At 62.1% G+C, this 24,406-nt stretch carries 20 protein-coding genes; 13 read left to right on the forward strand and 7 right to left on the reverse strand.

Annotated features, from left to right (window positions below; all coding sequences use genetic code 11):
* Positions 1-34: 34 nt before the first annotated feature.
* Both ACFC20_RS06270 and ACFC20_RS06275 read right to left on the reverse strand, forming a co-directional pair.
* Positions 35-1,210, reverse strand: a complete 1,176-nt coding sequence (locus ACFC20_RS06270) for a methyl-accepting chemotaxis protein (RefSeq protein ID WP_375192252.1) — start codon at positions 1,208-1,210, stop codon at positions 35-37.
* A 120-nt stretch (positions 1,211-1,330) separates the two neighbouring features.
* The gene (locus ACFC20_RS06275; protein WP_375183470.1) at positions 1,331-1,888 is read right to left on the reverse strand and encodes a shikimate kinase; all 558 of its coding nucleotides are present in this window, start codon (positions 1,886-1,888) and stop codon (positions 1,331-1,333) included.
* Between the two features lie 156 nt (positions 1,889-2,044).
* Between ACFC20_RS06275 and ACFC20_RS06280 the strand changes: the two genes are divergently transcribed.
* Positions 2,045-2,746 (forward strand): lytic transglycosylase domain-containing protein, encoded by a 702-nt coding sequence (locus ACFC20_RS06280; RefSeq protein WP_375183471.1) that lies wholly within the window; start codon positions 2,045-2,047, stop codon positions 2,744-2,746.
* A 4-nt stretch (positions 2,747-2,750) separates the two neighbouring features.
* Here the strand turns inward: ACFC20_RS06280 and putA are convergent, their stop codons facing one another.
* Together putA and ACFC20_RS06290 are read right to left on the reverse strand one after the other, a co-directional pair.
* Positions 2,751-6,380, reverse strand: coding sequence for a bifunctional proline dehydrogenase/L-glutamate gamma-semialdehyde dehydrogenase PutA (putA, locus tag ACFC20_RS06285; protein ID WP_375192253.1), 3,630 nt, complete (start codon positions 6,378-6,380; stop codon positions 2,751-2,753).
* Between the two features lie 167 nt (positions 6,381-6,547).
* Positions 6,548-10,051 (reverse strand): NAD-glutamate dehydrogenase, encoded by a 3,504-nt coding sequence (locus ACFC20_RS06290; protein WP_375192254.1) that lies wholly within the window; start codon positions 10,049-10,051, stop codon positions 6,548-6,550.
* A 157-nt stretch (positions 10,052-10,208) separates the two neighbouring features.
* On the opposite strand from ACFC20_RS06290, the gene ACFC20_RS06295 reads away from it, so the two are divergent.
* Positions 10,209-10,661: an Lrp/AsnC ligand binding domain-containing protein gene (locus tag ACFC20_RS06295; protein WP_091987203.1), complete on the forward strand. Its 453-nt coding sequence runs from the start codon at positions 10,209-10,211 to the stop codon at positions 10,659-10,661.
* Here the strand turns inward: ACFC20_RS06295 and ACFC20_RS06300 are convergent, their stop codons facing one another.
* Complete coding sequence (locus ACFC20_RS06300) at positions 10,662-11,840, reverse strand: YbfB/YjiJ family MFS transporter (protein WP_375183326.1); 1,179 nt, start codon at positions 11,838-11,840, stop codon at positions 10,662-10,664.
* A 46-nt stretch (positions 11,841-11,886) separates the two neighbouring features.
* Positions 11,887-12,453: an elongation factor P-like protein YeiP gene (gene yeiP / locus ACFC20_RS06305; RefSeq protein WP_375192255.1), complete on the reverse strand. Its 567-nt coding sequence runs from the start codon at positions 12,451-12,453 to the stop codon at positions 11,887-11,889.
* Positions 12,454-12,618: 165 nt separating this feature from the next.
* Between yeiP and ACFC20_RS06310 the strand changes: the two genes are divergently transcribed.
* The 11 genes from ACFC20_RS06310 to ACFC20_RS06360 all read left to right on the forward strand — a co-directional run bounded on the left by ACFC20_RS06310 (position 12,619) and on the right by ACFC20_RS06360 (position 23,245).
* Positions 12,619-13,542, forward strand: coding sequence for a LysR family transcriptional regulator (locus ACFC20_RS06310; RefSeq protein ID WP_375192256.1), 924 nt, complete (start codon positions 12,619-12,621; stop codon positions 13,540-13,542).
* A 96-nt stretch (positions 13,543-13,638) separates the two neighbouring features.
* Positions 13,639-14,442 (forward strand): putative hydro-lyase, encoded by an 804-nt coding sequence (locus tag ACFC20_RS06315; protein WP_091987211.1) that lies wholly within the window; start codon positions 13,639-13,641, stop codon positions 14,440-14,442.
* A 39-nt stretch (positions 14,443-14,481) separates the two neighbouring features.
* On the forward strand, positions 14,482-15,546 hold the full coding sequence (locus ACFC20_RS06320; RefSeq protein WP_375192257.1) for a TRAP transporter substrate-binding protein: 1,065 nt from the start codon (positions 14,482-14,484) through the stop codon (positions 15,544-15,546).
* Positions 15,547-15,609: 63 nt separating this feature from the next.
* Positions 15,610-16,206: a TRAP transporter small permease subunit gene (locus tag ACFC20_RS06325; protein ID WP_375192258.1), complete on the forward strand. Its 597-nt coding sequence runs from the start codon at positions 15,610-15,612 to the stop codon at positions 16,204-16,206.
* Positions 16,203-17,489 carry a TRAP transporter large permease gene (locus ACFC20_RS06330; RefSeq protein WP_375192259.1) on the forward strand — a complete coding sequence of 429 codons (1,287 nt, stop codon included), beginning with the start codon at positions 16,203-16,205 and terminating at the stop codon, positions 17,487-17,489. The genes ACFC20_RS06325 and ACFC20_RS06330 overlap by 4 nt, the downstream gene beginning before the upstream one ends.
* Positions 17,490-17,538: 49 nt before the next feature.
* Positions 17,539-18,216 (forward strand): DUF2848 domain-containing protein, encoded by a 678-nt coding sequence (locus tag ACFC20_RS06335; protein WP_375192260.1) that lies wholly within the window; start codon positions 17,539-17,541, stop codon positions 18,214-18,216.
* Entirely contained in the window at positions 18,213-19,544 is a 1,332-nt protein-coding gene (locus ACFC20_RS06340) for an amidase (protein WP_375192261.1), read from the forward strand. The genes ACFC20_RS06335 and ACFC20_RS06340 overlap by 4 nt, the downstream gene beginning before the upstream one ends.
* Positions 19,545-19,701: 157 nt before the next feature.
* Positions 19,702-20,769, forward strand: a complete 1,068-nt coding sequence (locus ACFC20_RS06345) for an NADH:flavin oxidoreductase/NADH oxidase (RefSeq protein ID WP_375192321.1) — start codon at positions 19,702-19,704, stop codon at positions 20,767-20,769.
* A 39-nt stretch (positions 20,770-20,808) separates the two neighbouring features.
* A complete protein-coding gene (locus tag ACFC20_RS06350; RefSeq protein ID WP_375192262.1) occupies positions 20,809-21,564 on the forward strand; it encodes a 5-oxoprolinase subunit PxpA in 756 nt (251 codons plus the stop codon).
* 5 nt (positions 21,565-21,569) lie between these two features.
* Positions 21,570-22,295, forward strand: coding sequence for a 5-oxoprolinase subunit PxpB (pxpB, locus tag ACFC20_RS06355; protein ID WP_375192263.1), 726 nt, complete (start codon positions 21,570-21,572; stop codon positions 22,293-22,295).
* Entirely contained in the window at positions 22,292-23,245 is a 954-nt protein-coding gene (locus ACFC20_RS06360; protein ID WP_375192264.1) for a biotin-dependent carboxyltransferase family protein, read from the forward strand. The genes pxpB and ACFC20_RS06360 overlap by 4 nt, the downstream gene beginning before the upstream one ends.
* Here the strand turns inward: ACFC20_RS06360 and ACFC20_RS06365 are convergent.
* Entirely contained in the window at positions 23,242-24,294 is a 1,053-nt protein-coding gene (locus ACFC20_RS06365) for a threonine aldolase family protein (RefSeq protein WP_375192265.1), read from the reverse strand. The two genes, ACFC20_RS06360 and ACFC20_RS06365, sit on opposite strands and share 4 nt — an antisense overlap.
* Between the last annotated feature and the right edge of the window lie 112 nt (positions 24,295-24,406).

The following is a 24,406-nucleotide window of genomic DNA, read 5'->3' on the forward strand; positions in this document are numbered from 1 at the left end:
CTGTTTTTGCCGGCCTACGCCGGCCCCACTGTGTTCAGAAGAAGGTTATGTCGCCGCTGCTCACCGCCTGCGCGGGTTCCTGGCTACGGTGGCCGCTGCGATGATTGCTGCGTTCTTCGGCCATGACATAGGAGGCCTCCATCTGCCGCATCACCGCCTCCACGTCGGGAAGGTCACCGGCACCCAGGGTGTCGCTAACCGCTCCGATGTTTGCACGCACGTGGGTCAGCATCTGGCTGGTGCGGTCCTGGAACTGAAGCTGTACCAAGGCCTGCTCCACTTCTGACTGGATACCGACGTTGGTGCGACGCAGTGCCTCGGCGGACTCCACCAGGCGGGTCCCGAAGCCCCGGAAACGGGTCAGCACCTGCTCGATGGTGTTCTCGGAGACGGACACCGCCTCGCCATCCCGGCCCCGGGCGTCCTGGGCCGCGCTCACCGCCGAGCGAATGGACTCTCCGATATACCCCACCTTGGTACTGATCCGTTCCCCGGTTTCCGCCGACAGCCTGGAGAGTTTGCGCACTTCGTCTGCCACTACGGCAAAACCACGCCCGTGTTCCCCGGCCCGCGCCGCCTCAATGGCCGCGTTCAACGCCAGCAGATTGGTCTGCCCGGCAATGGTTGCAACGTCCTGGGCCATGGTGTCGAGCTCATCGACGAAGGTGTCCAGGCCGTTGATCTGCTTGAGCAGGCCATCCCGGTCTTCCAGGGCTCTCTGCAGGGTATTGACCACGGACTGAAGCTCTTTCTCGGCCTTGCCGAAAACACCACCCAGCCCGCCTTCCAGTGAATCGGCCACTTCCGATGACATGCTGGTGGCACTGCGCAACTCCCCGGCCAGGTGACTGAAACAGGTGGTCAGATCGGTGATCGCATTTTCGGTCTGGGCGCGGGCGGTTTCGATCTGCTGGGACCAGATGGGCAAAAGCTCGGATCCCAGCTGTTCGCAGGCCTGCCGCCGGGGCCGGTCTGACACGGACAGCTCCGCAGCCTGGTGTTCCATGGCGGCGGCAAACGCTGCCGACCCTCGCATGCAAAGGGTTCTTGCCAGCAGGGCGGAGCCAAGGCCGACCGCCAAAAGCGTGACTGCCAGTACAAACCGGCCCGACCCGGACAGGGCGAAAAGAAACGCCGTGGCGCTCAGCAGCGCGGGCGCTGCGCTGACAGCCATCAACATCGATACAGGAAAGCGAGGTTTTGTAGTCACGACTGGCTCCAATTCTGATGGAGCCATCGTGCTCGCAGCCGGGCGAGTGAACAATCAGGTCAATGCCGGTATTCGTCTAGGGCCGGACCCGGTTGGATAGTAGGGGAAGGACTACGCCCGCTAGGGAGCGCGGAACAATGCGGAGCGGGTCGGTAACTGGCGGACCACCGCCTGGCAGACCTGGTCCTGGGTCTTGCCCTCCCCTGCCACGGTCAGGTCCGCGTAGCGCTGGTAAAGGCGGTGGCGTTCCTCAAACAGATCCTCGAGAGACTGGTCAGGGCGGCGGGAGATGCCGCGCATACTGTGGTCGCCGATGCGCTCAATGACCACCGGCAGAGGGATATCCAGAAACACCACAACGCCCCGGGTCTTGAGGTGATCCATGGCGGCGGCACTGTACACGGCGCTGCCTCCGGTACTGATCACCTTGTGGTCGGCATTCAGCTCCAGCAGCACCTGCTCCTCGATCCTGCGCAGGGCCTGGTAGCCGTCGTGGTCCACAATGTGCTGAAGGGTTCGACCGGCGTGTTCCTGGATCAACAGGTCAGTGTCGACAAAGCCCAGGCCCAGATGTTTTGCCAGCAGTACCCCGACGGTGCTCTTGCCGCTGCCTGGCATCCCAATGAGAATGACGTTGGAGACTTCGTCGGAATGGGCGGTCGTCGTGGGGTCCGTCATGGTCGCTCCTGGAAATGAGAACAGGCTGGCATTACGCAGAAAGTAACATTTTTCCGACAAAGCCCGCGCTTTATTACGGTAACTGACACCGTATAATCTTGGCGAAGGTGCCCGTGCGCCCTTTTGGAAAACGACCGTCAACTGCATGAGCAAGTAATGACAATCGGCAGATCACATTGGACCTCCACCCTCCTGGCAACGGCGCTCACTCTGGCTGCGCCGGCAATGGCCGACGGCATCAAACGCATCGTCCACCCGGACGGCACGGTGGAGTTCACCAATGTGAAGGACGCGGACCAACCGAGGGCCTCCACAGGTAACGATACTGTTTACCGCTACCGGGACGAAAACGGCGTGGTGGCTTACAGCAGTAGCCAACCGGCCGCGGCCGAGTTCGACGTTATCAGGTTCCATTGCTACGCCTGCGACCCGAACTCACGGGTAGACTGGCGCACCACGCCGCTGTTCACCCAACCCTTCCAGACCGAGATCCAGACCGCAGCCGCCGAATTCGGAGTAGATCCGGCCCTCGTACGGGCCGTTATCCATGCCGAGTCGGCGTTCAATGAAAAGGCCCTGTCACCGGTGGGTGCCCAGGGCCTGATGCAACTGATGCCCGCTACGGCGGCGGAGCTGGGCGTGAAAAACGCCCTCGCAGCGGCCGAGAACATTCGCGGTGGAGTCAACTACCTGGCGAACATGCTTGAGCGCTTCAACGGCGACATCAAGCTGGCCACCGCCGCTTACAACGCGGGGCCTGGCGCGGTCAGCCGCTACCAGGGCGTGCCGCCCTATGCCGAGACCAAAGCCTACGTGCACAGGGTCGGCATTCTCCACGAGCGTTACGCGGCCCGATAACCCCTTACTCGGAAGCGGCAATCAGGCTGGCGTTACCGCCGGCTGCGGTGGTGTCCACACACAGATGACGCTCGATCACGAAGCGCTGGTCCAGCGTGTGCTCGGTAATCAGCGGCAGCAATGCGCCGTCGCGCTTCGCCAGCGCCTCACGGTACTGCTTCAGCAAGGCTTGTTCGGCACAGCTCACAACCGCTTCAAACCCGTCCACCGTGGCCAGGGCATTCGGCTCAAGAAGGCCTTCAGCACCGGAAATCGGCAGGCCCGCCTTGGCGCCCTGGTCGATGATGTCCTGCACACCCGGTGCAATCACCACCACCTTGTTACCCTGAGACAGTGCCGTCCCGGCCTGTGCCAGAGCGGTTTCACGATCGGGCCCCAGACACAGCACCACACCCCGGGCGTGATTGGACAGGCGGTTGGTTTCACCGGTCGGCCCCGGGAGCGCCTCCACGTGGGCATCCAGCGGCTCCGGCACGCTGCCGAAGACCGGTTTCAGGGCCTCAACGCGCACGTCGGGTTTCGGCGCCGTGAGCTTGTCGAGCTGGCCAATCAGCTTCTGCAGCTGTTTCGCATCCACGATTTTAGCGCCGGAGTCGGCAGGACGTTCCACCGTTTCACCTTTCAGGAATCGACGCACATACTGCGGGCCGCCAGCCTTGGGGCCGGTGCCGGAGAGTCCCTCGCCGCCGAACGGCTGGGAACCGACAATGGCGCCGATCTGGTTGCGGTTCACGTAACTGTTGCCCACCTTGATGCGGCTGGTAATGCGCTCTACGCGGCGATCCACACGGCTGTGCAGGCCGAAGGTCAGGCCATAGCCCTTGGCATTGATCGAATCCACCACCTTGTCGATGTTCTTCGCCTCGAAGGTGGCCACGTGCAGCACCGGCCCGAAGATCTCTTCTTCGAGGTCCTCGATGCCGTTCACGCTCAGTACCGCCGGCGAGACGAACAGTCCCTTCTGTGGAGTCGGCATTTTTTTCAGGAGCTTGCCGTTACGCTCGAACTTGTCGCAGTGATCGACAATCTTCTTGCGCGCGTTCTCGTCGATCACTGGCCCCACGTCGGTAGACAGCAACCAGGGATCGCCAATGCCCAGTTCGTCCATGGCGCCGTACAGCATTTCCAGCAGACCGTCGGCAATGTCTTTCTGCACATAGAGCATGCGCAGAGCGGAGCACCGCTGGCCGGCGCTCTGGAACGAGGAGGCCAGCACATCACGCACCACCTGCTCCGGCAGCGCGGTGGAATCCACGATCATGGCGTTCAGGCCACCGGTTTCGGCCACCAGCGGCGCATCCGGCGCCATGTTCTCGGTCATCACCTTGTTGATGCGCTGGGCGGTTGCGGTGGAGCCGGTGAAGCAAACACCGCTTACGCGGGAGTCCGAGGTAAGCGCGGCACCCACGGTGGCACCGGTACCGGGCAGCAACTGGATGGCATCTTTGGGGATGCCGGCCTCGTGCATCAGTTCCACGGCACGCACCGCCAGCAGGGAGGTCTGTTCAGCCGGCTTGGCAACGACGGTATTGCCCGCCGCCAGGTTGGCCGCGATCTGGCCGGTGAAGATGGCCAGCGGGAAGTTCCAGGGCGAGATACAGCACATCACGCCGCGGGCATCGCCGCTGTCCTTGTAGCGGATGGCTTCGTTGGCGTAGTACTGGGTGAAGTCCACCGCCTCACGGATCTCCGCCACGGCATCCAGCAGGGATTTACCGGCCTCTCGGGTGGTCAGCGCGAACAGCTCGTGGGCATGTTCCTCGTAGATGTCACCGATCTTGCGCACCAGCGCAGCACGCTCTTCCGCCGGCGTCTTTGACCAGCTTTCAAAGCCCTTCACAGCGGCGCCAATCGCGGTGTCGACATCGGCATCGGAGGCCTGGGTCACGTGACCCACCAGGTCGTCCGGATCGGCGGGATTGCGCACCACCTGAACTTCCGAGCCGGCCACCTCGCCCACGATCACAGGGCCGCCCTTCCAGCGATAATCCTTGTAGGCGCCCCGGCCCTCTTCAATGGTGTTGACGGTCACCGGATCAGTGATATCCCAGCCCTTGGAGTTACGGCGCTGATCCCCAAACAGCTTGAACGGATGCACGATGGCCTTGCTGGAAATGTTGTTGCCCATTTCCTCGACGCTGAGAATCGGATCCTTGGCGATTTCCTCAGGAGTAATGCGCTTGTCGACAATCTGGTTCACGAAGGAGCTGTTGGCACCATTCTCCAGCAGTCGACGCACCAGGTAAGCCAGCAGGTCCTTGTGAGGGCCCACCGGCGCGTAGATCCGGCAGGGTACGCCGCTAACCCGCAGCACCTCGTTGTGCAAGGACTCGCCCATGCCGTGCAAACGCTGGAATTCGTAGTTGTCCACACCCTTGGTCTTGGCCATTTCCAGAATGGCCGACACCGAATGCGCGTTGTGGGTGGCAAACTGCGGGTAAATGCGGTTGGTCATGTTCAGCAGCTTGGTGGCACAGGACAGGAACGACACATCGCTGCACGCCTTGCGGGTAAACACGGGGAAGCCGCTGAGGCCCATCACCTGGGCCCGCTTGATCTCGGCATCCCAGTAGGCGCCTTTCACCAGCCGGACCATGAATTTACGGTCGTATTTCTCGGCCAGCCCGTACAGCCAGTCGATCACGAACGACGAACGCTTGCCGTAGGCCTGAACCACAACCCCGAAGCCTTCCCAATCCGCCAGCTCGGGATCGGACACCAGTGCTTCGATCACATCCAGCGACAGGTCCAGCCGCTCCTGTTCCTCGGCATCAATGTTGAAGCCCATGTTGGCGGCGGCAGCCTTTTTCACCAGGGTACGGGCCCTGGGCAGCAGCTCGTTCATCACCCGTTCCTTATTGCCATACTCGTAGCGGGCAAGGAGCGCCGAGAGCTTCACGGAAATGCCGGGGTTCTTGCGAACGTCGCCTTCGTTGGCCTTGGCAATGCTGTCGATGGCATTGGAATAGGCTTCGTAGTAGCGCTTGGCGTCATCGTCAGTGCGAGCGGCCTCGCCCAGCATGTCGTAGGAGTAGGTGTAGCCCTTGGCCATGTATTCCTTGGCTTCATCCTGGGCTTCTTCAATGTCGCGGCCCAGCACGAACTGCCGGCCCATCTCCTTCATGGCCTGGTTCGCCACCGTGCGGATCACCGGCTCACCAAAGCGCTTGAGCAGCTTACGGAGGGTGTCGCCCACCGTGTTGCGCTCGGAATCCTTGAGCAGGTTACTGGTCATCAGCAACGCCACGGTGGCGGTGTTGATCAGCGATGAGGATGCCTTGCCCACGTGGGTACCCCAGGCGCCCGAGGTAATCTTGTCTTCGATCAGCGCGTGGATGGTGGTGTTGTCGGGCACGCGCAGGAGTGCCTCGGCGAGGCACATGAGGGCCACCCCCTCCTTGGTGGTCAGGCCGTATTCCGCAAGAAATTTTTCCATGATGGTGGACCTGGCGTTCTTGCGAACGTTACGCACCAGCTCGGCCGCACGGGCGGAAATGGCATCGCGCTCAGCCTGGGTCAACTGGGCACCGGCAATCATCTCGTGGATGACCTTGTGCTCGTCCGCGAGATAATAATCACGAATCGCCTGCCGGCTATCGACAAGCTCAGGCGTCACTGATTGCTGCGGTCTCATAGTTGTACCCTCTTAGTTGTTTGTCTCTCCGGCATTCTACCCAGATCAACAAAGACTATTTGTCTATAAATTTTGGCCTGGCACCTCGTTACGTCTTTTTTGACGACTCACTACAACCCAAGTTTATTTCCTGAATTTAATTTTTGGGCAATTTGGCTTCCAGGCCTCTACCCGGCTTTGGCTGCCAGTTCCCTCAGCACCCCGTGGGCCACCGAGAAAACAGCACAATCCACTTCGTTGGCAGCCTGCATGTCACTCAGCATGCGTTGCCACCGGCTCAGGGCCATGCGCTTGTCCTGACGCCAGGCCTCCAGCCGGGCCTGTGGTACGCCCTCACCCGACACTGGCTCGGAAAACACACTGAATGTCAGGTTCCGTAGCTGGTGGTCCAGCTCATCCCGGAAATGGATGGTTGCCAGAACCTGCCAGTGGCCATTGGCCCGGAAGCTTCGCATCTGTCGATCAAGCCAGGTCAGGTTCAGGCTCTCACCGAGCGTGAAGTAGACCCAGGCCACGGATGCCAGCTCCTCGTTCAGCTGCCGGGCAATTTCCACCATATCCATCAGCCAGTAGCGGCTTTCAGCGGAGGCACACCAGAGCGACAAAGCATCCGGAACCTGCCTCTTACCATATTCAGCATAGCGTTCCTGCCAGCGACTTGCAGGAATCACCGATTCCAGTTGGCTCTTTGAGGTCAGAACGTCGGCCAATGCGCCCCGGTAAGCGGCAACACAATCTACCGGGTCCAGGGCCTGTTTCCGGTTCTGCAGCAGCCAGCTGGCACTGCGCGTGACCAGGCGAATGGCATCGGCGTACAGATCCGCCTGCACGCTCGCGTCCACCTGTCCATCAAGCGCTTCAATGGCCTTCCATTGGGCGTCTACGTCGTGTATCCGCAGGGAGATCAGATAGGCGGCGGCAATCCGGCCGGCGTCGGCACCGGTGGTGCTGCGCATTCGATCAAACCAGGTGATGCCCATGCGATTGACGATGTCGTTGGCAATCTGTGTGGCCGATACCTCGGCCCTCAACGGATGGCTGTTGATCTCATCCGGAAAGGCGGCAAGCAGGGATGGCGGGAACGCCGAATGCAGCGCGCCACTGAACCCTGGTTGCCGAACAATGTCGGATACGGCCAGCGCCTGCTTGAGTTCGATCTTGGCGTAGGACACCAGTACCGCCAGTTCCGGCCGGGTAAGCCCCTCGCCCCGTTCGCGCCGGGCCTCCAGCTCTTCATCCGAGGGCAGGAACTCCAGGCCGCGATCCAGGCGTCCCTCGCTCTCCAGGCGCCGCATCAGGCGTTCGTACTGGTCCAGATGGGCAACCGCAGGATTGACCGCCAGACTCAGGGCCATGGCCTGCCGGTAGTTATTGGCCAGCACCAGCCCGGCGACCTCGTCGGTCATGGCCCGGAGCATGTGATTGCGCTCGGCCAGAGTCATTCGCTGCTGATGCACCAGGTCGTTCATCAGGATCTTGATGTTCACTTCGTGGTCGGAGCAGTCCACGCCCCCGGCGTTATCGATGAAATCGCTGTTGGCGGCACCGCCGCGGCGGGCAAACTCGATGCGGCCTTTCTGGGTAACACCGAGGTTGCCACCCTCGCCCAGTACCTTGCAGCGCAATTCCGGGCTGTCGATGCGAAGCCCGTCGTTGGCCTTGTCGCCAACCTGTTCGTGGGTTTCCGAAGCGGCCTTGACGTAAGTACCGATGCCGCCATTCCACAGCAGGTCTACCGGCGCCCGCAGGATAGCCCGGATCAATTCGTTGGGCGTAACCGCCCGGTCGCGGATTCCCAGAGCCCGGGCCATGGCGTCCGAGACAGGAATGGACTTCATGGAGCGGGCAAACACGCCACCGCCCTCGCTGATCAGGCTTCGGTCGTAATCGGCCCAGCTGGAACCGGGCAGATTGAACAGCCGCTGGCGTTCCCGGAACGACGGCCCGGCTTGCGGATCGGGGTCGATAAAAATATGCCGGTGGTTGAAGGCGGCCACCAGCCGGATACGATCCGACAGCAGCATGCCGTTGCCAAAGACATCGCCGGCCATGTCACCAATGCCGACCACCGTGAACTCATCGGTCTGGGTATCCACGCCCAGTTCCAGAAAATGCCGCCGGACCGATTCCCAGGCGCCCCGGGCGGTGATGCCCATTTTCTTGTGGTCGTAGCCCTCGCTGCCGCCGGAGGCGAACGCATCCCCCAGCCAGAAACCGTATTCCCCGGCCAGCAGGTTGGCGATGTCGGAGAAGGTCGCCGTGCCCTTGTCGGCCGCAACCACCAGGTAGGGGTCGTCGCCGTCGTGACGCACCACCCTCTGAGGGGCAATGACCCGGCCTTCCTCAAGGTTATCGGTGATGTCCAGCAGCCCTCGGATAAAGGTCTGGTAGCAGGCTACGCCTTCGGCACGCACCTGCTCGGGGGTGGCCTCCGGTGAGTGCTGTTTCACCACGAAACCGCCCTTGGCGCCGGCCGGCACAATCACCGAGTTCTTGACCTGCTGGGCCTTTACCAGCCCGAGCACCTCGGTGCGGTAATCCTCAACCCGGTCCGACCAGCGGATACCGCCCCGCGCCACAGGCCCGGCCCTCAGGTGCACGCCCTCCACCCGGGGTGAATAGACAAACACCTCGAACCTGGGGCGCGGCTGCGGAATGTCCGGTATGTCGGCGGGCGCGAGCTTCAGGGACAGGTATGCCAGAGGCTCGCCATGCACCCCGCGCTGGAAATAGTTGGTGCGCAGGGTGGCCCTGATCAGCACAAAAAAGCGCTGCAGGATGCGATCGTCGTCCAGGGTTTCAACCGATTCCAGGGCCTGCTGGATACCCACCTCGATTTCCCGGCAACGCCCGGTGCGATGATCAGGGTCGTCGATATCGGGATCAAAACGGGCATGGAACAGGGCCACCAGACGACCGGTCAGGTCCGGGTAGCGGGCCAGGGTTTCGGCAATAAAGGGCTGACTGAACCCAAAACGCAGCTGTTTGATGTAGCGAGCGTAGGCCCGCAGCAGGGCCACTTCCCGCCAGCCCATGTTGCACAGCAGGATCAGCTGGTTGAAGTCATCGTTCTCGGCAAAGCCGTTCCAGATTTCCCGGAAGGCCGCCTGGATGCGATCCCGGGCCGCTTCGAGATCGCCGCCCCGGCAGCGCTCGTGCAATTCCACGGAAAAATCACTGACTCCGAAGGTTTCGCCATCTCGCCGGCGAATCCGATAGGGATGCTCACCCAGCACCCGCATGCCCAGATTCTCGACGATCGGAATCACATCCGAAAGCACCGCCGGCTGGCCACCACTGTAAAGCTTGAAATGAAACCCGCCTTCGGCCGGATCCCTGGGCTGATAGAAGCGCATGGGCACGTCGGTGCTGACGGCAATGGACTGGATCTGTTCGATGTCGGCCAGGGCTTCTGCGACGTTGAACCGGGCCCGGTAGGCCGAGGGAAAACTGCCGCTGAACACCTGTCCGTAGCGACCACCGTGGGTTTCACCGAAGCGTCGAATCAGTGCCGCATGCAGGTCATCATCCCAGGAGCGCGACTCCTCCACCATCCGGGCGACCAGTTCCCGCAATTCAAGGGAGCCGGCATCACCGTCGCTCTGGTTTTCGAGCACATCGGCCAGTTGTTCAAGCAGGGTTTGTTGTTGTAATGGGCGGGAATCGGTCATCAATCTTCTCCGGGCTGCAAGCGTGACACGTGGGCGGATTCCACATCCAGTATACGCAAGCACCCAAAGTCGCTTTGACCATAAAGTTTCGCCAGGAAGGAGTTTCGATTATATTTGCAGAAGGATTTAGCCGTTAATCCAGCCCGGAGCCCGAACCATGGCCGATTTGGATAGAATTGATCAATCAATTATCCGCGAACTGCAGAAGAACTCCCGGATTACGGTAACCGAGCTTGCCTCTCGGGTCGGGCTCTCCAAGACGCCCTGCCAGGTGCGAATGCGCCGGCTCGAGGAGCAGGGATTCATCACCGGGTACACCGCGCTGGTCAACCAGACCAAACTGGGCCTGAGTCACATCGCGTTCGCCCAGGTCACCCTGAACGACACCAGCAGCGCCGCCCTCACCGCCTTCAACCATGCGGTCAAGGACCTGGCAGCGGTGGAACAGTGCCACATGATTGCCGGCAACTTTGATTACCTGTTGAAAGTGCGCACCCGTAACATGCACGAATACCGACAGGTGCTGGGGGAGGAAATCTCGGCCCTGCCCCATGTGCTCCAGACCAGCACTTTCGTGGTCATGGAGAACGTGAAGGACGCCGGCATGTAATCAGACGGCCAGCGCCGCCTGTGCGTCCTTGGCCCGCCGGGCCAGGTGCAGCACCACCACGCCAAGCGCCATCACCACCAGTGTGAGCCACAGCCCGCTGGTGTAATTACCCTCTACATCGGCCAGGTAACCCACCACGGCTGGCGCCAGCATCTGGGCAATACCATAGCTGAAGGTCAGCCGGCTCATGGGCCGGGACGGATTTTCCGGGAACACCCGCCCCACCATCGCCAGCATCATGCTGACAATCCCAATAAAGCTGGCGCCATAGATCACCGAACTGAGCATCACGCTGGCAAGGCTGGTATTCACGAGCAGCATCAGGATACTGACCGAATTCAGGGCATAGGCCAGATACAGCGCCAGCCACTGGCCCCAGCGCCGGGAGAACACATCCCACAACCAGCAGGCGGGGGTAGCGGCGACACCCGCAATCAGCCACACCAGCCAGCCCTGACCTTCAAGCCGGGGCATGGACTCGGCAATCGCCACCAGAAAGGTGGCCGTTACCACATAGCCCACGCCGGCGCAGAAGTAGGCCAGCTGCAACAACCGTATAAACCGGCTGCGTTCGTTAGCGGAACCGGCGGCGCCGGTTCGTGGCAGAGCGCAGGTGCGGTAATCCGGCATCCAGCACCAGGCCGGCACCAGAAGCGCCAGGGCCACCAGCCCGTAGATCACCCACTGCTGATCCCAGGCGTAAGGTTCCTTGATCAGCTCGGCCACCACGGCGGTGAGCACAATGCCAAGACCAATGCCCGAGAAGAACACCCCAAGCTCCGACTTCTGGTTGTGTTTGATCAACCAGCTCATCAGCAGGCCGGCGCCCAGCAACATACCTGCAGAGGTGCTCAGCCCGGAGATAAAGCGCAGCAGACTCCACAGCCACACGTTGGTGGTGTACCCCATGAGCGCAGTGGACACCACCGCGACCACCAGCCCCAGCTGGTATAGCCGATACTTCAGGGCGAGATCGCTGATTCGGGTAATCAGAACCGCGCCGGTGAGATAGCCGGCATAGTTAACGGTGGCCAGAAGCCCGACCACCGATTTGCTCAGGCCGAGGGCCGCGACCATTTCCGGGATCATCGGGGTGTAGGCAAACCGCGCTATCCCGACCATCACCACCACGGAAATGACGCTGGCCACCAGTACCTTTACAGTGTCTACAGCTTTCAAGGGGTATCCCTGTTCTGGTGCGTTGTGGTTCCGGTGCTATGCAGGGTCAGGCACGACCCAGGAATTTGCGCTCCTCAACGTTGATGCGGATGCGATCGCCGGTGGAGATGTGTTCCGGCACCTGCACCACCAGACCGGTGTTAAAGCGCGCGGGTTTGGTTCGCGCCGTTGCTGAGCCGCCTTTCACGGAAGGATCTGTCTCATCGATCACCAGCTCAACAGTGGGCGGGAGTGCCAGCGCAACCGGCGCGTCCTTGAGCAGGATCACCATGACGCCCTGGGTGTCCTCGCTGATAAACAGAAGCTCCTCTGCGATGGCTTCGCGGTTCAGGCTGTACTGGGTGAAATCCTCGGTGTCCATGAACACATACTCGTCACCGTCGGCGTAGGAGAAGGTCACTTCCCGGCGGGTCAGGTCCGCCAGGTTGAGCATGTCCGAATCCTTGAAGGTCTCATCGAGCTTCTGGCCGGTGACCACGTCGTACATGCGCATCCGGTAGAGGCTGCCGCCAGCGCGACCCTGGGGCACGGAACGCTCGATATCCTTGACAAAATAAACGCGGCCGTCGTATTCCACCGCGGAGTTCTTCTTGATTTCACTGGCTCTTGGCATGTTGGCAACTTCCGGACTGATTGGGCTGTTACAGAATGATCGTTAGGAACAAAACTTTCCGACCGCTGGTATACCATGAACTCGGTCCACTTGCGATACGCTGTTTTGGCAGGGCGGGGCCGCCTGCCCTATCCTCCGTATAAACCCTGGCTGCCCGGTAGACTCATGAACATTCGAACCCTGGAAACCTTCATCTGGATTGCCCGGCTGGGCAGTTTCCGGGCGGCAGCGAACCGGGTCTATGCGTCGCAGCCGTCGGTTTCCGCGCGAATCGCCGGGCTGGAGGACCAGCTGGGTGTGGAGCTGTTCGATCGCTCGGGCCGACAGATCACACTCACGGCCAAGGGCCGCGAGTTCCTGATCTACGCGGAAAAGATGCTCAGCCTGCATGGGGAAATGCTGCAGGCGGTGGCCAAGCCTTCCTCCATTCAGGGAACCATTCGCCTGGCCGTTTCGGAGACCATCGCCCACACCTGGCTGCCGCAACTGATCGAGCGAGTCAGCGAGGCGTATCCTGCCATCAATCTGGAGCTTGATGTCGACATCTCCGTCAATCTTGCGGAGAAACTGGTGAATCATGAAATCGACATCGCCTTTCTGATGGGCGGCGTCAACCAGCCGGGTATCATCAACCGGAAACTCTGCCGCTATTCGCTGATCTGGGTGGCCAGCCCGAAACTCGATCTACCAAAGCGCCCCCTGTCTCTGGAGGAACTGTCCACCTGGCCCATCGTGACCTACCCCAGAAAAAGCGAACCGTACATGGCGATCCGCTCGCTGGTGGACCCGATGAACCATTCCACCCGCATCCATTCCAGCTCCTCACTTTCGACCATCATCCGCATGACCGTCGACGGCCTGGGCGTCAGCGCACTGCCACGGGAAATCCTGCAACGGGAACTCAGCGCCGGCACTCTCAGGCGGTTTGAGGTTGCGGCCAGGGTGCCGGACCTGGCGTTCAGCGCCGCGTTCCGTTCCGGGCCGGGTGGCAATGTGGTTCAGGCCATTGCGGAATTGGCACTGGCCATCGCCGAAACCCGGGCACCCTCCGGCCAGAAAGTCCCGCCAACGCCCGGCACCGCTGACTGATCAGGTTTTTCGATCAAAACTGATCCTATCTTTCGAATTGTATTTATCAGCGCCTCTGACTTAAATGTAAAAATCATCCATTTTTGAGGCAGCACCATGTCAGCGTCATCTTCTCTCAACGCGCAATCCACACCCACCGCGGTGCGCCAGGCGGCGCGTGACGGGCTGCTCAAAGGACCCACCTCCGGACTGGCCAGCGGCTATGTGCAGGTCAACCTGGTGATCCTGCCCGAATCGGAGGCGGCCGGGTTCCTGCGTTTCTGCCAGGCGAACCCCAAGCCATGTCCTCTGCTGGCTGTTAGCGAGCCCGGCGCCCGCACCTGCCATGCGCTGGCCAACGATCTCGACATTGCCCGCGATGTGCCCGCCTACCGCATCTACCGCGATGGCACCGCCACCGACACGGTCGCCGACGTAGCCGATTACTGGCGGGACGATCTGGTGACCTTTGCTCTGGGCTGCTCGTTTACCTTCGAGCACGCTCTGATCCAGTCAGGCCTGCGCGTCCGGCACATCGACCAGGGCCGGAACGTGCCCATGTACCAGACATCAGTGGCGCTGACTCCCGCCGGCGGCTTCTCGGGCAACCTGGTGGTGTCCATGCGGCCGTTCAACGCCGCCGACGTAATTCGCGCCATCCAGATCACCACCCGCTACCCCCAGGTGCACGGTGCGCCAGTCCATCTGGGCAACCCGGGGCTCATTGGCATCTCCGAGCTGCACGCACCCGACTACGGCGATCCTGTTTCAGTACAGGACGATGAAATTCCGGTGTTCTGGGCCTGCGGCGTCACCCCGCAGCAGGTTCTGATTGATTCGGGTGTGTCCTTCGCCATCACCCACAGCCCGGGCCACATGCTGGTAACGGACATCCCGGACCGCGACCTGGCCCTTTTCTAAACAAACCGAGCAAGACCATCGAAGAAAGAGGAAACAACCATGACGACAAGAAATCCCCTCGCCACCGCTACCGTCATTGCTCTTGCCATGGCAGGCACCAGCGTCCATGCCCAGGAGCTCGACGACACCAGCATCAATTACGTGGGAAGCTGGAGCAGCCTGTCGCTGTACCAGAACTTCGAGCGTCCGTTCTGGCAGGAACATGTGCCCGAAGCCTCCGGCGGCCAGATCAGCACCGAGGTCACCACCTTTGACCAGATGGGCCTGGGCGGTGGCGAAGTCTTCCGACTGATGGCTCGTAATGTTCTGGAAGTGGGCTCTACGGTGGCCGACTATGCGGTTGAGGATGCGCCGGAGCTGGAAGGCCTGGACATGCCGATGATTGCCCCCGATGTCGAGACCGCACGCAAAGTGGCCGAGGCCTATCGCCCGGTGCTGGCCGATGCCTTCAGGCAGCGTTACAAGGGTGCCCAGCTGCTGGCCGTGGTGCCCTATCCGTCGCAGATGGTGTTCTGTAATGCGGAGATTGATGGCCTGCAGGACCTGAAGGGCAAGAAAGTGCGCGCCAGTGGCCGAACCACCGCCGAGTTCCTGCAGGCGCTGGGCGCCGAAGGCATCACCCTGAACTTCAGTGAGGTTCCCGGCGCCCTCCAGCGCGGCGTTATTGACTGCGCCGTAACCGGCTCGCTGTCCGGTTACAGCTCCGGCTGGCACGAAGTATCGACCCACCTTTACCCGCTGCCAGTGGGCGGCTGGGACCACGTCGTCACCGCCATGAACGGCAAGAAGTGGAACTCCCTGTCCGAGCAAACCCGGCAATGGCTGATGGCGGAAATCAAGGAAAACTACGAGGACCCGGTGTGGGCGTCTGCGGTTGAGGAAACCCGCGAAGGTATCGCCTGCCTGACCGGCAACGGCGACTGCTCCCGCGGCGAGCCCGGCGACATGGTTCTGGTGAAGGCCACGGACAACGACTTCTCCGAGGCTTCACGCCACCTGGAAGAAACCCTGTTGCCGAACTGGGCACAGCGCGTTGACCAGAAGTGGGTGGACCGCTGGAACGAGACCATTGGCGCCGTTACCGGCCTTGAGGCCTCCAAGTAAGCCATCGTACAACCGACCTGGTGCCCGGGCGTCGCTACACGCCCGGGCACCCTGGAGAACGACATGTTTCACCAGGTGAATTCCTTTCTCGACCGGGTACTGGCAGGTGTCCAGACCGGCTCACTCTGGCTGGCCCGGGCTGGCGGGGTGCTGATCCTGCTCACGGTGGTCCTGGTGACCATCGAAGTGCTGTCCCGGCAGTTCATGGGTCGCTCGGCGGTTCATGCCACGGAACTGATCGGTTACATCATGGCGATCAGCGCCAGCTGGTCCTTCGCCTACACCCTGATGTGCAAGGCGCACATTCGCATTGACGCCCTGTACCTGAACTTTCCCATGAAAGTGCGCGGAGCCCTTGATCTGGTGGCACTCCTGGCCATGGCGATGTTCTCCATTCTGGTAGTGGATGCGGTTTACGAAGTGATCAGTGCCTCCTACAGCGGCGGCTCCACCGCCAATACCCCGCTGGGCACACCGCTCTGGATGCCCCAGGCCCTGTGGATGATTGGCCTGGTCTGGTTTGGTTTCGCGGTTTGCGTGATGTCCCTGAGAGTCCTGTTTGCCCTGCTCGGCGGTCAGTCTGACCGTGTGCAGGAACTGGCAGGCAGCCCGACCATGGACGAGCAGATCAAAGAAGAAAACAGAGAGGCACACTCATGATTATTACTGCGCTGCTGATTCTGCTGGCCCTGTTGCTGCTGAGTGTGCCTGTTGCCGCCACGCTGATTGCCCTGGCGCTGCTGCTGGCCGAACTCTTTTCGCCGTTCCCCCTGATCAACGCCATGGGGGACGTGCTCTGGTCGGCCTCGGACAAATACCTGCTGATAGCTATTCCCCTCTTCATTCTGCTGGGGGAGATCCTCGTACGCACCGGTATTGCCCGCGGTACTTACCGGGCCCTGGAAAGCTGGCTCTCCTGGCTGCCGGGCGGGCTTTTGCACGCCAACGTCGGCACCGCCACCCTGTTCTCTGCCACCTCCGGCTCCAGCGTTGCCACCGCCGCGACCATCGGTACGGTGGCGTTGCCCCAGGGCCGGGACATGGGCTACGACCCGAAGCTGTTTACCGGCTCCATTGCCGCCGGTGGCACCCTGGGCATCATGATTCCGCCGTCCATCAACCTGATTGTCTATGGTTTTCTCACGGAAACGTCGATCCCGCAGCTGTTTGCCGCCGGCCTGATCCCCGGTCTCCTGCTTGCCCTGATGTTCATCGTGGGCACCGCGCTGATCTGCATCTGGAAACCCAGCCTGGGCGGGCCCAGCGTCTCACACAGCTGGGGCGAGCGGATCTCCGGCCTGCGGCATCTGGTGCCGGTACTGGCGCTGTTCGGGATCGTTGTGGGTTCCATCTATACCGGTCTGGCAACGCCAACCGAAGCCGCCTCCCTCGGCGTGCTCGGTGCCCTGGCCATCGCCGCATTCATGAAGAAGTTGTCCGTCGGCATCATTGTCGAGGCCCTGGACGGCACCATGAAGACCACTGGCATGATCATCCTCATCATCATCGCCTCCTACTTCCTGAACTTCGTGCTGGCGTCGGCGGGCATTACCCGGGAGCTGACCAGCTTCCTGGAAGGCGCCGGCATGGGCCCCTATTCCACCCTCATGCTCGCCATACTGCTATACATCATCCTGGGTTTCTTCATTGAAACGCTGTCGCTGATGGTGATTACCATCCCGATTGTAGCCCCGATCATCATCGGCATGGGCTTTGACCCGGTGTGGCTGGGCATCCTGATTATCCTGCTGATCGAGATGGCCCTGATCACCCCGCCGGTCGGCCTGAACCTGTATGTGGTGCAGGGCGTTCGCGAAGGCGGTCCGTTCAGCGACGTGATGAAGGGTGCCATGCCCTACGTGGGCATCATGTTCCTGATGGCGCTGGTGCTTGTCCTGTTCCCGCAGCTGGCCACCTTCCTGCCCGAACTGATGAAGAATTAATGAAGAATTGATCAAGAGAAACCATGCCTGAAACCAGTGGAGTCACCCGATGACAACGTTTTACCTTGCCAACACCGGAGAGAGCCTGGATATCGACATCCACCAGCTGGTCATCGCTGGCTGGGCGGGCCGGGTGCAGGCCGCCATTGATGAACACATTGAAGAACTGAAAGCCATCGGCGTTACTCCGCCCTCGGCAACGCCGCTGTTCTACCGGGTAGCGGCCAACCAGCTGACCACCGCGCCGACCATTCAGGTGCTGGGTGGGCAGACCAGTGGCGAAGTGGAAGTGGTGCTGATTGGCAGCACCGAGGGAACCCTTGTGGGTATCGGCTCGGATCATACCGATCGCGAAGCGGAAGCCTGGTCGGTGGCCCACTCCAAGCAGGTCTGCGCCAAGCCCGTTGGTGCGCAGGTCTGGCGCCTGGACCAGGTAATCGATCACTGGGACGATCTACAGATGGCCTCCTATGCGACGATTGATGGCGAGGAAGCACTCTACCAGGAAGGGCCGGTGACCGGTTTGCTGCACCCGGCCGAACTGTTGAAACGTTTCGGTCTCGACAAACCCGAGCTGGCGCCAGGCCAGGCCATGCTCTGTGGCACCCTGCCGGTGATTGGCGAACTGCGCCCCGCGGATGCCTTCCGCATGGTGCTGAAGGACCCGGTGACCGGGCTGGAGCTTCAGCACCGGTACGATATCCAGACCCTGCCGGTGATCGCATGAACCCGATGACCCCGCTCGCAAGCCTGCTGGATGAACTGGCCAGCGGCAGCCACAACGCCCGCGATCTGCTGGCGAGCTGTTACAGCCAGGCTGACCTTGAGGACAAGGCCGACGCCTGCATTTACACCCGGCGTTTCGAGCAGACCGCCCGGGCCGAGGCAGAGGCCGTCGATCGGTTACGCACAGCCGGGCTTTCCGGAGGCCAGCTAGCCGGACTGCCCATCGCCCTGAAAGTTCTGTTCGATGTGAGGGGCGAGGTTACCCACGCCGGCTCCCGGGGTTGGCAGCCTCCGGCCAGCCGTGACGCGCGGATCGTTTCCCGGTTGCGCCGCGAAGGGGCCGTACTCACCGGCCACACCAACATGACCGAATTTGCCTATTCCGGGCTTGGCCTGAACCCGCATTACGGTACGCCAGAGAACCCGCTGGCACCGGGCCGGATTCCCGGTGGTTCCTCCTCCGGCGCGGCCGTGGCGGTGGCACGGGGCATGGCCGCCGGCGCCATTGGCAGCGATACCGGTGGCTCGGTGCGCATACCAGCGGCGTTTTGCGGTCTGACCGGATTCAAACCAAGCCAGTCCCGGGTACCACGGGATGGCACTTTCCCGCTGTCTGACACCCTGGATTCCATTGGGCCAATCGCACCAACGGTCGATTGCTGCGCCCGTCTGGATGCGGTGCTGTCCGGCCATGCCTACCGGCCGATCCGTTTCCTCTCGCTGAAAGGCCTGCGCTTCGTTGTGCCCAAGGACTATATGCTGGATGGGATGGACGACACCGTTGCCTACGCCTTCGAACGGCGTCTGAAAACCCTGCGCGATGCCGGCGCAACCCTTATTGAGGCGCCGGCACCGGTGCTCGCTGCCATACCGGAGTTAATGGAAGGTGGTGGCTTCACGGCCGCCGAGAGCTACTTTGTCCACAGGCGATCGCTGGAACAGCACGGAGACCAGTACGACCCGCGCGTGAGCAGTCGGATCAAGCGAGGTGCCAGCATCAATGCCGCGGATTACCTTGAGCTCTGCCGGCGACGGCAGGCCAGAAAACAGGAAGCGGACCAGTGGCTGCAGGACTACGACGGCCTGCTGGCACCAACCGTGCCCATCGTGCCACCCACCTTTGAGGAGCTGGCAGCCGACGACGACTACGCCCGCCTGAACCTGCTGGTTCTGCGCAACCCGACCGTGGCCAACATGCTGGACCTGTGCGCCATCAGCCTGCCGAACCATGCCCAGGGCGAATTGCCCAGCGGGCTAATGCTGATCGGCCGAAACGGTTCGGACGACACTCTGCTGCGCCTGGCACTGGCCATCGAAAGCGCCAGGTAACCACCGTGTTGACCACCCGGATGACCACTTACTCCAACAACAACGTGGAATCTACGCGATGACTGACCAAACACAGGAATCAAGCCCCCCGGTTACCGACTCACGCTCCGGCGGTGAAAACGCCCGCCGGATCCTGAGGCGGGATCCGAACCCGCACATGTTCCGGCCGATCCAGTTTCGCTCTGTAACGGCCCGGAACCGGATCATGCTCTCACCCATGTGCCAGTATTCCGGCCAGGACGGCCTGTCCAACGACTGGCACTATGTGCACCTTGGGGCACGGGCGGCAGGCGGCGCCGGCTGGGTATTCACCGAAGCGGTGCATATTGAACCGCGGGGGCGGATCACGCCCTTCTGCCTGGGTCTTTGGAACGATGAACAGCGCGATCGGCTGGCCCGCATCGCCCGCTTTGTCTCCGAGCAGGGCGCCGTGCCCGGCATCCAGCTTGGCCACGCCGGGCGTAAAGCGTCGGTAGGTCGACCCTGGGAGGGCTCGCACCCGCTGCGGGCGGATACCGGAGGCTGGGAGGACCTGGTATCGGCCTCGGCCGTGCCCTACGCCAGCCAGTGGCAGGTACCCCAGGCCATGTCCCGGGAGCAGATTGCCGATTCACTGGAGTCGCTTCGCTCCGCCACCCGGCGGGCGCGGGAGGCGGGGTTCCAGGCCCTGGAACTGCACGGAGCCCACGGCTATCTCATTCATCAGTTCCTGTCACCGCTGAGCAATCAGCGCACCGATGAGTACGGTGGCTCGTTCGAGAACCGGATCCGTTTCCTCCAGGACTCCATCAGGGTGGTGCGCCAGGAGTGGCCAGACGATCTGCCCCTGTTCCTTCGTCTGTCCTGTACCGACTGGGTAGACGGCGGCTGGACCCTCGAAGACACGGTTCGTCTCGCCACCTTGCTGCGCTTCCAGGGCGATGTTGACCTGATAGACTGTTCCTCAGGCGGTAATGATCCACGCCAGCAAATACCTATCCATCCCGGATACCAGATACCGCTGGCGCAGGCGGTGCGAACACAGGCCGACATTGCCACCGGCGCCGTCGGACTGATTCACAGCCCGGATCTTGCCGAATCGGTGATTGCCAACGGCCAGGCCGACCTGGTGATTCTGGGCAGGGCGCTGCTGGCCGATCCGGCCTGGCCACTGCGGGCTGCGGCTGCCCTCAAGGCACAAAACGTGGAATGGCCCAAACAGTATGAGCGGTCAAACATCTTCTAAGCCAACGCATACGCCTCCGAGAGAGGCAACGAGGTAACTATGGCAACCTTGAAGCTGAACGCCGATATGGGCGAGAGCTTCGGCCCCTGGGTGATGGGGCTGGACCATGAAGTCATGCCCCATGTCGACCTGGCCAATATCGCCTGCGGGTTTCACGCCTCCGATCCGGACGTGATGCGCAAAACCGTGCGCCTGGCAAAACGCCACGGGGTGGGTATCGGCGCTCATCCCGCCTACCCGGATCTGGTTGGCTTTGGCCGGCGTTCCATGGCCTGTTCCCCGGAGGAAATCGAAAACCTGGTGTTGTATCAACTGGGTGCTCTGCAAGGCATCTGTCGGGCCGAAGGCACCAGCCTTTGCTATGTGAAACCCCACGGCGCCCTGTACAACGACATGGCCCGTGATCCGGAGCGGTTCGCCGCGGTCGCACGGGCGGTTCGTGCCTTTGATCCCGAGCTGCCATTGATGACGCTGGCCATGCGCGATACCTCCGCACTCAAAGAGCAGGCCGAAGAGCAGGGCGTGACCCTGTGGTTTGAAGCCTTCGCCGACCGGGCCTACGACAGTGATGGCAGGCTGGTGCCCCGTTCCCGACCCGGCGCGGTTCATCATGATCCGGAAACCATCATCGATCAGGCACGCCGGATCGCCACCGGCCAGCCGCTGACCGCCAGCGACGGCAGCGACCTGGTGCTGCGGGCCGACACCCTGTGCGTACACGGTGACAACGAGGAATCCATTGCCGCTGTCCGCCGCATTCGGGAGATGCTGACCACCCTGGAGCAAGCCTCGTGACACACATGGCGTTACCCAGACTGGAGCCCGCCGGCATCGACAGCTGGATGGTGCGCCTGTTCGACACCATCGAGGAAAACAACCTGTTATGGCTGGCGGCGCTGACCCACGACTGCGAGGCGGCATTTGGCGAAACACTGGTGGATCTGGTGCCCTCCTACACCACCCTGCTGGTAACCTTCGACCCCATGCGCATCAGTGCCTGGCGTGCCCGTGAGAAGCTGTCTCAGGTACTGGCTAATCTGGTACCGGACGACGCCGGCGGCGAGGGTGAGCAGCATGAGATTGCCACCTGGTACGATCCTTCCGTGGGCCCCGACCTTGATCGCGTGGCCAGACTCTCCGGAATGTCGGTGGACGATGTGATCAAGACCCACAGTTTTCAGGAGTACCGGGTGTTCGCCCTGGGGTTCTCCCCCGGCTTTGCCTTCATGGGACTTCTGGACGACAGCCTCAAATGCCCCCGCATGGACACGCCGCGCCAGAAAGTGCCGGCGGGCAGCGTCGCGATCGCAGGTCACCAAACCGCCGCGTACCCGGCGGTTACCCCAGGTGGCTGGAACCTGATTGGGCGCACCGCTGCCCGCCTGTTTGACCGAAACCGCGAGGGCTTCAGCCTGCTGAAAGTAGGTGACCGGGTGCGCTTTGTATCGGTTGACCGCCAGACCTTCGAGAATGAGGGCGGCGATGTGACGCCTGCGGAACCGGCCAGAGAGGAGAAAACGTCATGACCCCCGCCACCACCAGCGGGTTCCGGGTCACCCGCGCAGGACCGCTGGCCCTGCTCCAGGACGCAGGCCGCTTCGGCGTACGCCACCTGGGCGTCACCCAGGGCGGCCCGGCGGACATCCATGCCTGGGCCTGGGCCAACCGGCTGGCGGGTAACCGCTGGGGCAGCCCGGTACTGGAGATCACCTTTGGAGGCCTGGAACTGCAGGCCGAGGCGGATCTGACCGTCGCCGTCACCGGTGCCGACCTGTCGGCAAAGCACGACAATCAGCCGCTGCCGATGTGGCGCCAGTTCCGGATTGGAAAGGGCGAACGCCTCGTGTTCGGCTCACCCGCCAAAGGCCTGCGAGCCTACCTGGCGGTGGCGGGGGGATTTTCGGCGGAACCTGCGCTGGGCAGTGTCGCCTGTGTGGTCCGGGAACACCTGGGGGGCTTCGATGGCCAGGGTCGTCGGCTGGCCGCCAATGATCGACTCACCGTTGCTGCTCCCGACCCCGTGCACTCGGAAATGGTGGAAGCGCCGCCGGAAGAACAACCCGATTACTCGACGCCGGCCTTGCTGGACCTGTTACCGGGCGCCCAGATTGCTGACTTTACCGGGCGCAGCCTCTACGACGCCTTCAACGCCGAGTGGCGGGTAGACGATCGCGCCGACCGCATGGGCGTGCGCCTGCTGGGGCCGTCATTGCATTGCCGGATCGAATCCATGGTGTCTGAGGGCATATCTCTCGGTGCGGTACAGGTACCGCCGGATGGCCAGCCCATCGCCCTGCTCAATGATCGGCAGACCATCGGCGGTTATCCGCGCCTGGGCAATCTGACGCCGCTCTCGGCCTCGCGCCTTGCGCAGTGCGTGCCCGGGCAAACGGTGCGACTGAGACCCGCGGGTATGGAACGAGCCAGCCGAGAACACCAGGCCTTTATCCGGAAGATGACGGCCAGCCAGACCTAACCGGCCAGTGATCGTACGTCGGCCAGGAAGCGGTCTATCTGGTCGTGGCTGGTTGACCAGGAACACATGAGCCGTGCGCTGCCGCCAATGAAGTTGTAGAAGCGCCAGCCCCGGTTCCGCAGTTCGGTCTGCATCGGCTCAGGCAACTCCACAAACACCCCGTTCACCTCTCGCGGGTAGCGCAGGTGAATGCCGGGCAGGCCCTCCAGCCCCTTTTCCAGACGCTCGGCACAGGCGTTGGCGTGGCGGGCGTTCTGAAGCCAGACATTATCTTCAAGCAGACCGCACCAGGGCGCGGAAATATAACGCATTTTCGAGGCCAGCTGGCCCGCCTGCTTGCAGCGCCACTCGAAATCCTCGGCCAGCGAACGATTAAAGAATACCACCGCCTCACCCAGGGCCAGGCCATTCTTGGTGCCGGAAAAGCACAGCACATCCACGCCCGCCTTCCAGGTAATCTCCGAGGGATGCACGTCCAGGGCCGCCACCGCGTTGGCGAAGCGGGCGCCATCCATGTGGATGTGCAATTTGTGGCGATCCGCCACGGCCCGGATCCGATGAAGCTCTTCGGGGGTGTATACGGTGCCCACCTCGGTGGCCTGGGTCAGGCTCAGGGCCTTGGGTTTGGGGTAATGGATGTCCGTGCGCTTGGTCACCAGATGCTCGATGCTCTCGGGCGTGAGCTTGCCATTCTCGCCCTCGCCCAACAGCAGCTTGGCACCGTTGGAGGCGTATTCGGGGCCGCCGCATTCGTCGGTTTCAATGTGGGCAAGCTCATGGCAGATCACGCTGTGAAACGACTGGCCAATAGAGGCCAGTGCCAGGGAATTGGCCGCGGTACCGTTGAACACGAAATAGACATCGCAGTCGGTATCAAAGAGCGAGCGCAAGCCGTCCGCAGCGCGCTGGGTCCAGCTGTCCTCGCCGTAGGCGGGCTCGTCGGTGGTGTTTGCGGCTGCCATGGCGTCCCAGGCTTCCGGACACACCCCACTATAGTTGTCACTGGCAAACTGTTCGGACCGGGACACAAGGCTCTCCTGAAGGTTCATCTTTAAACCAGACCAACGTTATACCAGGCGTCTCGCCGTGCCTATTCGCCAATTCGCCTATGCCTGCTCCAATGGGCTCACAGAATCAAACTGCCGGATCCCCTATACTGGC

Origin of the sequence: Marinobacter sp., from assembly GCF_041984545.1 — a bacterium.
GTDB lineage: Bacteria > Pseudomonadota > Gammaproteobacteria > Pseudomonadales > Oleiphilaceae > Marinobacter.

Coding starts and splice junctions, on each gene's coding strand:
- ACFC20_RS06320 (WP_375192257.1), top strand. CDS start 14,482: ATGACGACAAGAAATCCCCTCGCCACCGCTACCGTCATTGCTCTTGCC.
- ACFC20_RS06335 (WP_375192260.1), top strand. CDS start 17,539: ATGACAACGTTTTACCTTGCCAACACCGGAGAGAGCCTGGATATCGAC.
- ACFC20_RS06350 (WP_375192262.1), top strand. CDS start 20,809: ATGGCAACCTTGAAGCTGAACGCCGATATGGGCGAGAGCTTCGGCCCC.
- ACFC20_RS06275 (WP_375183470.1), bottom strand. CDS start 1,888: ATGACGGACCCCACGACGACCGCCCATTCCGACGAAGTCTCCAACGTC.
- ACFC20_RS06365 (WP_375192265.1), bottom strand. CDS start 24,294: ATGAACCTTCAGGAGAGCCTTGTGTCCCGGTCCGAACAGTTTGCCAGT.
- ACFC20_RS06310 (WP_375192256.1), top strand. CDS start 12,619: ATGAACATTCGAACCCTGGAAACCTTCATCTGGATTGCCCGGCTGGGC.
- pxpB (WP_375192263.1), top strand. CDS start 21,570: ATGGCGTTACCCAGACTGGAGCCCGCCGGCATCGACAGCTGGATGGTG.
- ACFC20_RS06290 (WP_375192254.1), bottom strand. CDS start 10,051: ATGACCGATTCCCGCCCATTACAACAACAAACCCTGCTTGAACAACTG.
- ACFC20_RS06340 (WP_375192261.1), top strand. CDS start 18,213: ATGAACCCGATGACCCCGCTCGCAAGCCTGCTGGATGAACTGGCCAGC.
- ACFC20_RS06330 (WP_375192259.1), top strand. CDS start 16,203: ATGATTATTACTGCGCTGCTGATTCTGCTGGCCCTGTTGCTGCTGAGT.
- ACFC20_RS06295 (WP_091987203.1), top strand. CDS start 10,209: ATGGCCGATTTGGATAGAATTGATCAATCAATTATCCGCGAACTGCAG.
- ACFC20_RS06280 (WP_375183471.1), top strand. CDS start 2,045: ATGACAATCGGCAGATCACATTGGACCTCCACCCTCCTGGCAACGGCG.
- ACFC20_RS06345 (WP_375192321.1), top strand. CDS start 19,702: ATGTTCCGGCCGATCCAGTTTCGCTCTGTAACGGCCCGGAACCGGATC.
- yeiP (WP_375192255.1), bottom strand. CDS start 12,453: ATGCCAAGAGCCAGTGAAATCAAGAAGAACTCCGCGGTGGAATACGAC.
- ACFC20_RS06315 (WP_091987211.1), top strand. CDS start 13,639: ATGTCAGCGTCATCTTCTCTCAACGCGCAATCCACACCCACCGCGGTG.
- putA (WP_375192253.1), bottom strand. CDS start 6,380: ATGAGACCGCAGCAATCAGTGACGCCTGAGCTTGTCGATAGCCGGCAG.
- ACFC20_RS06360 (WP_375192264.1), top strand. CDS start 22,292: ATGACCCCCGCCACCACCAGCGGGTTCCGGGTCACCCGCGCAGGACCG.
- ACFC20_RS06325 (WP_375192258.1), top strand. CDS start 15,610: ATGTTTCACCAGGTGAATTCCTTTCTCGACCGGGTACTGGCAGGTGTC.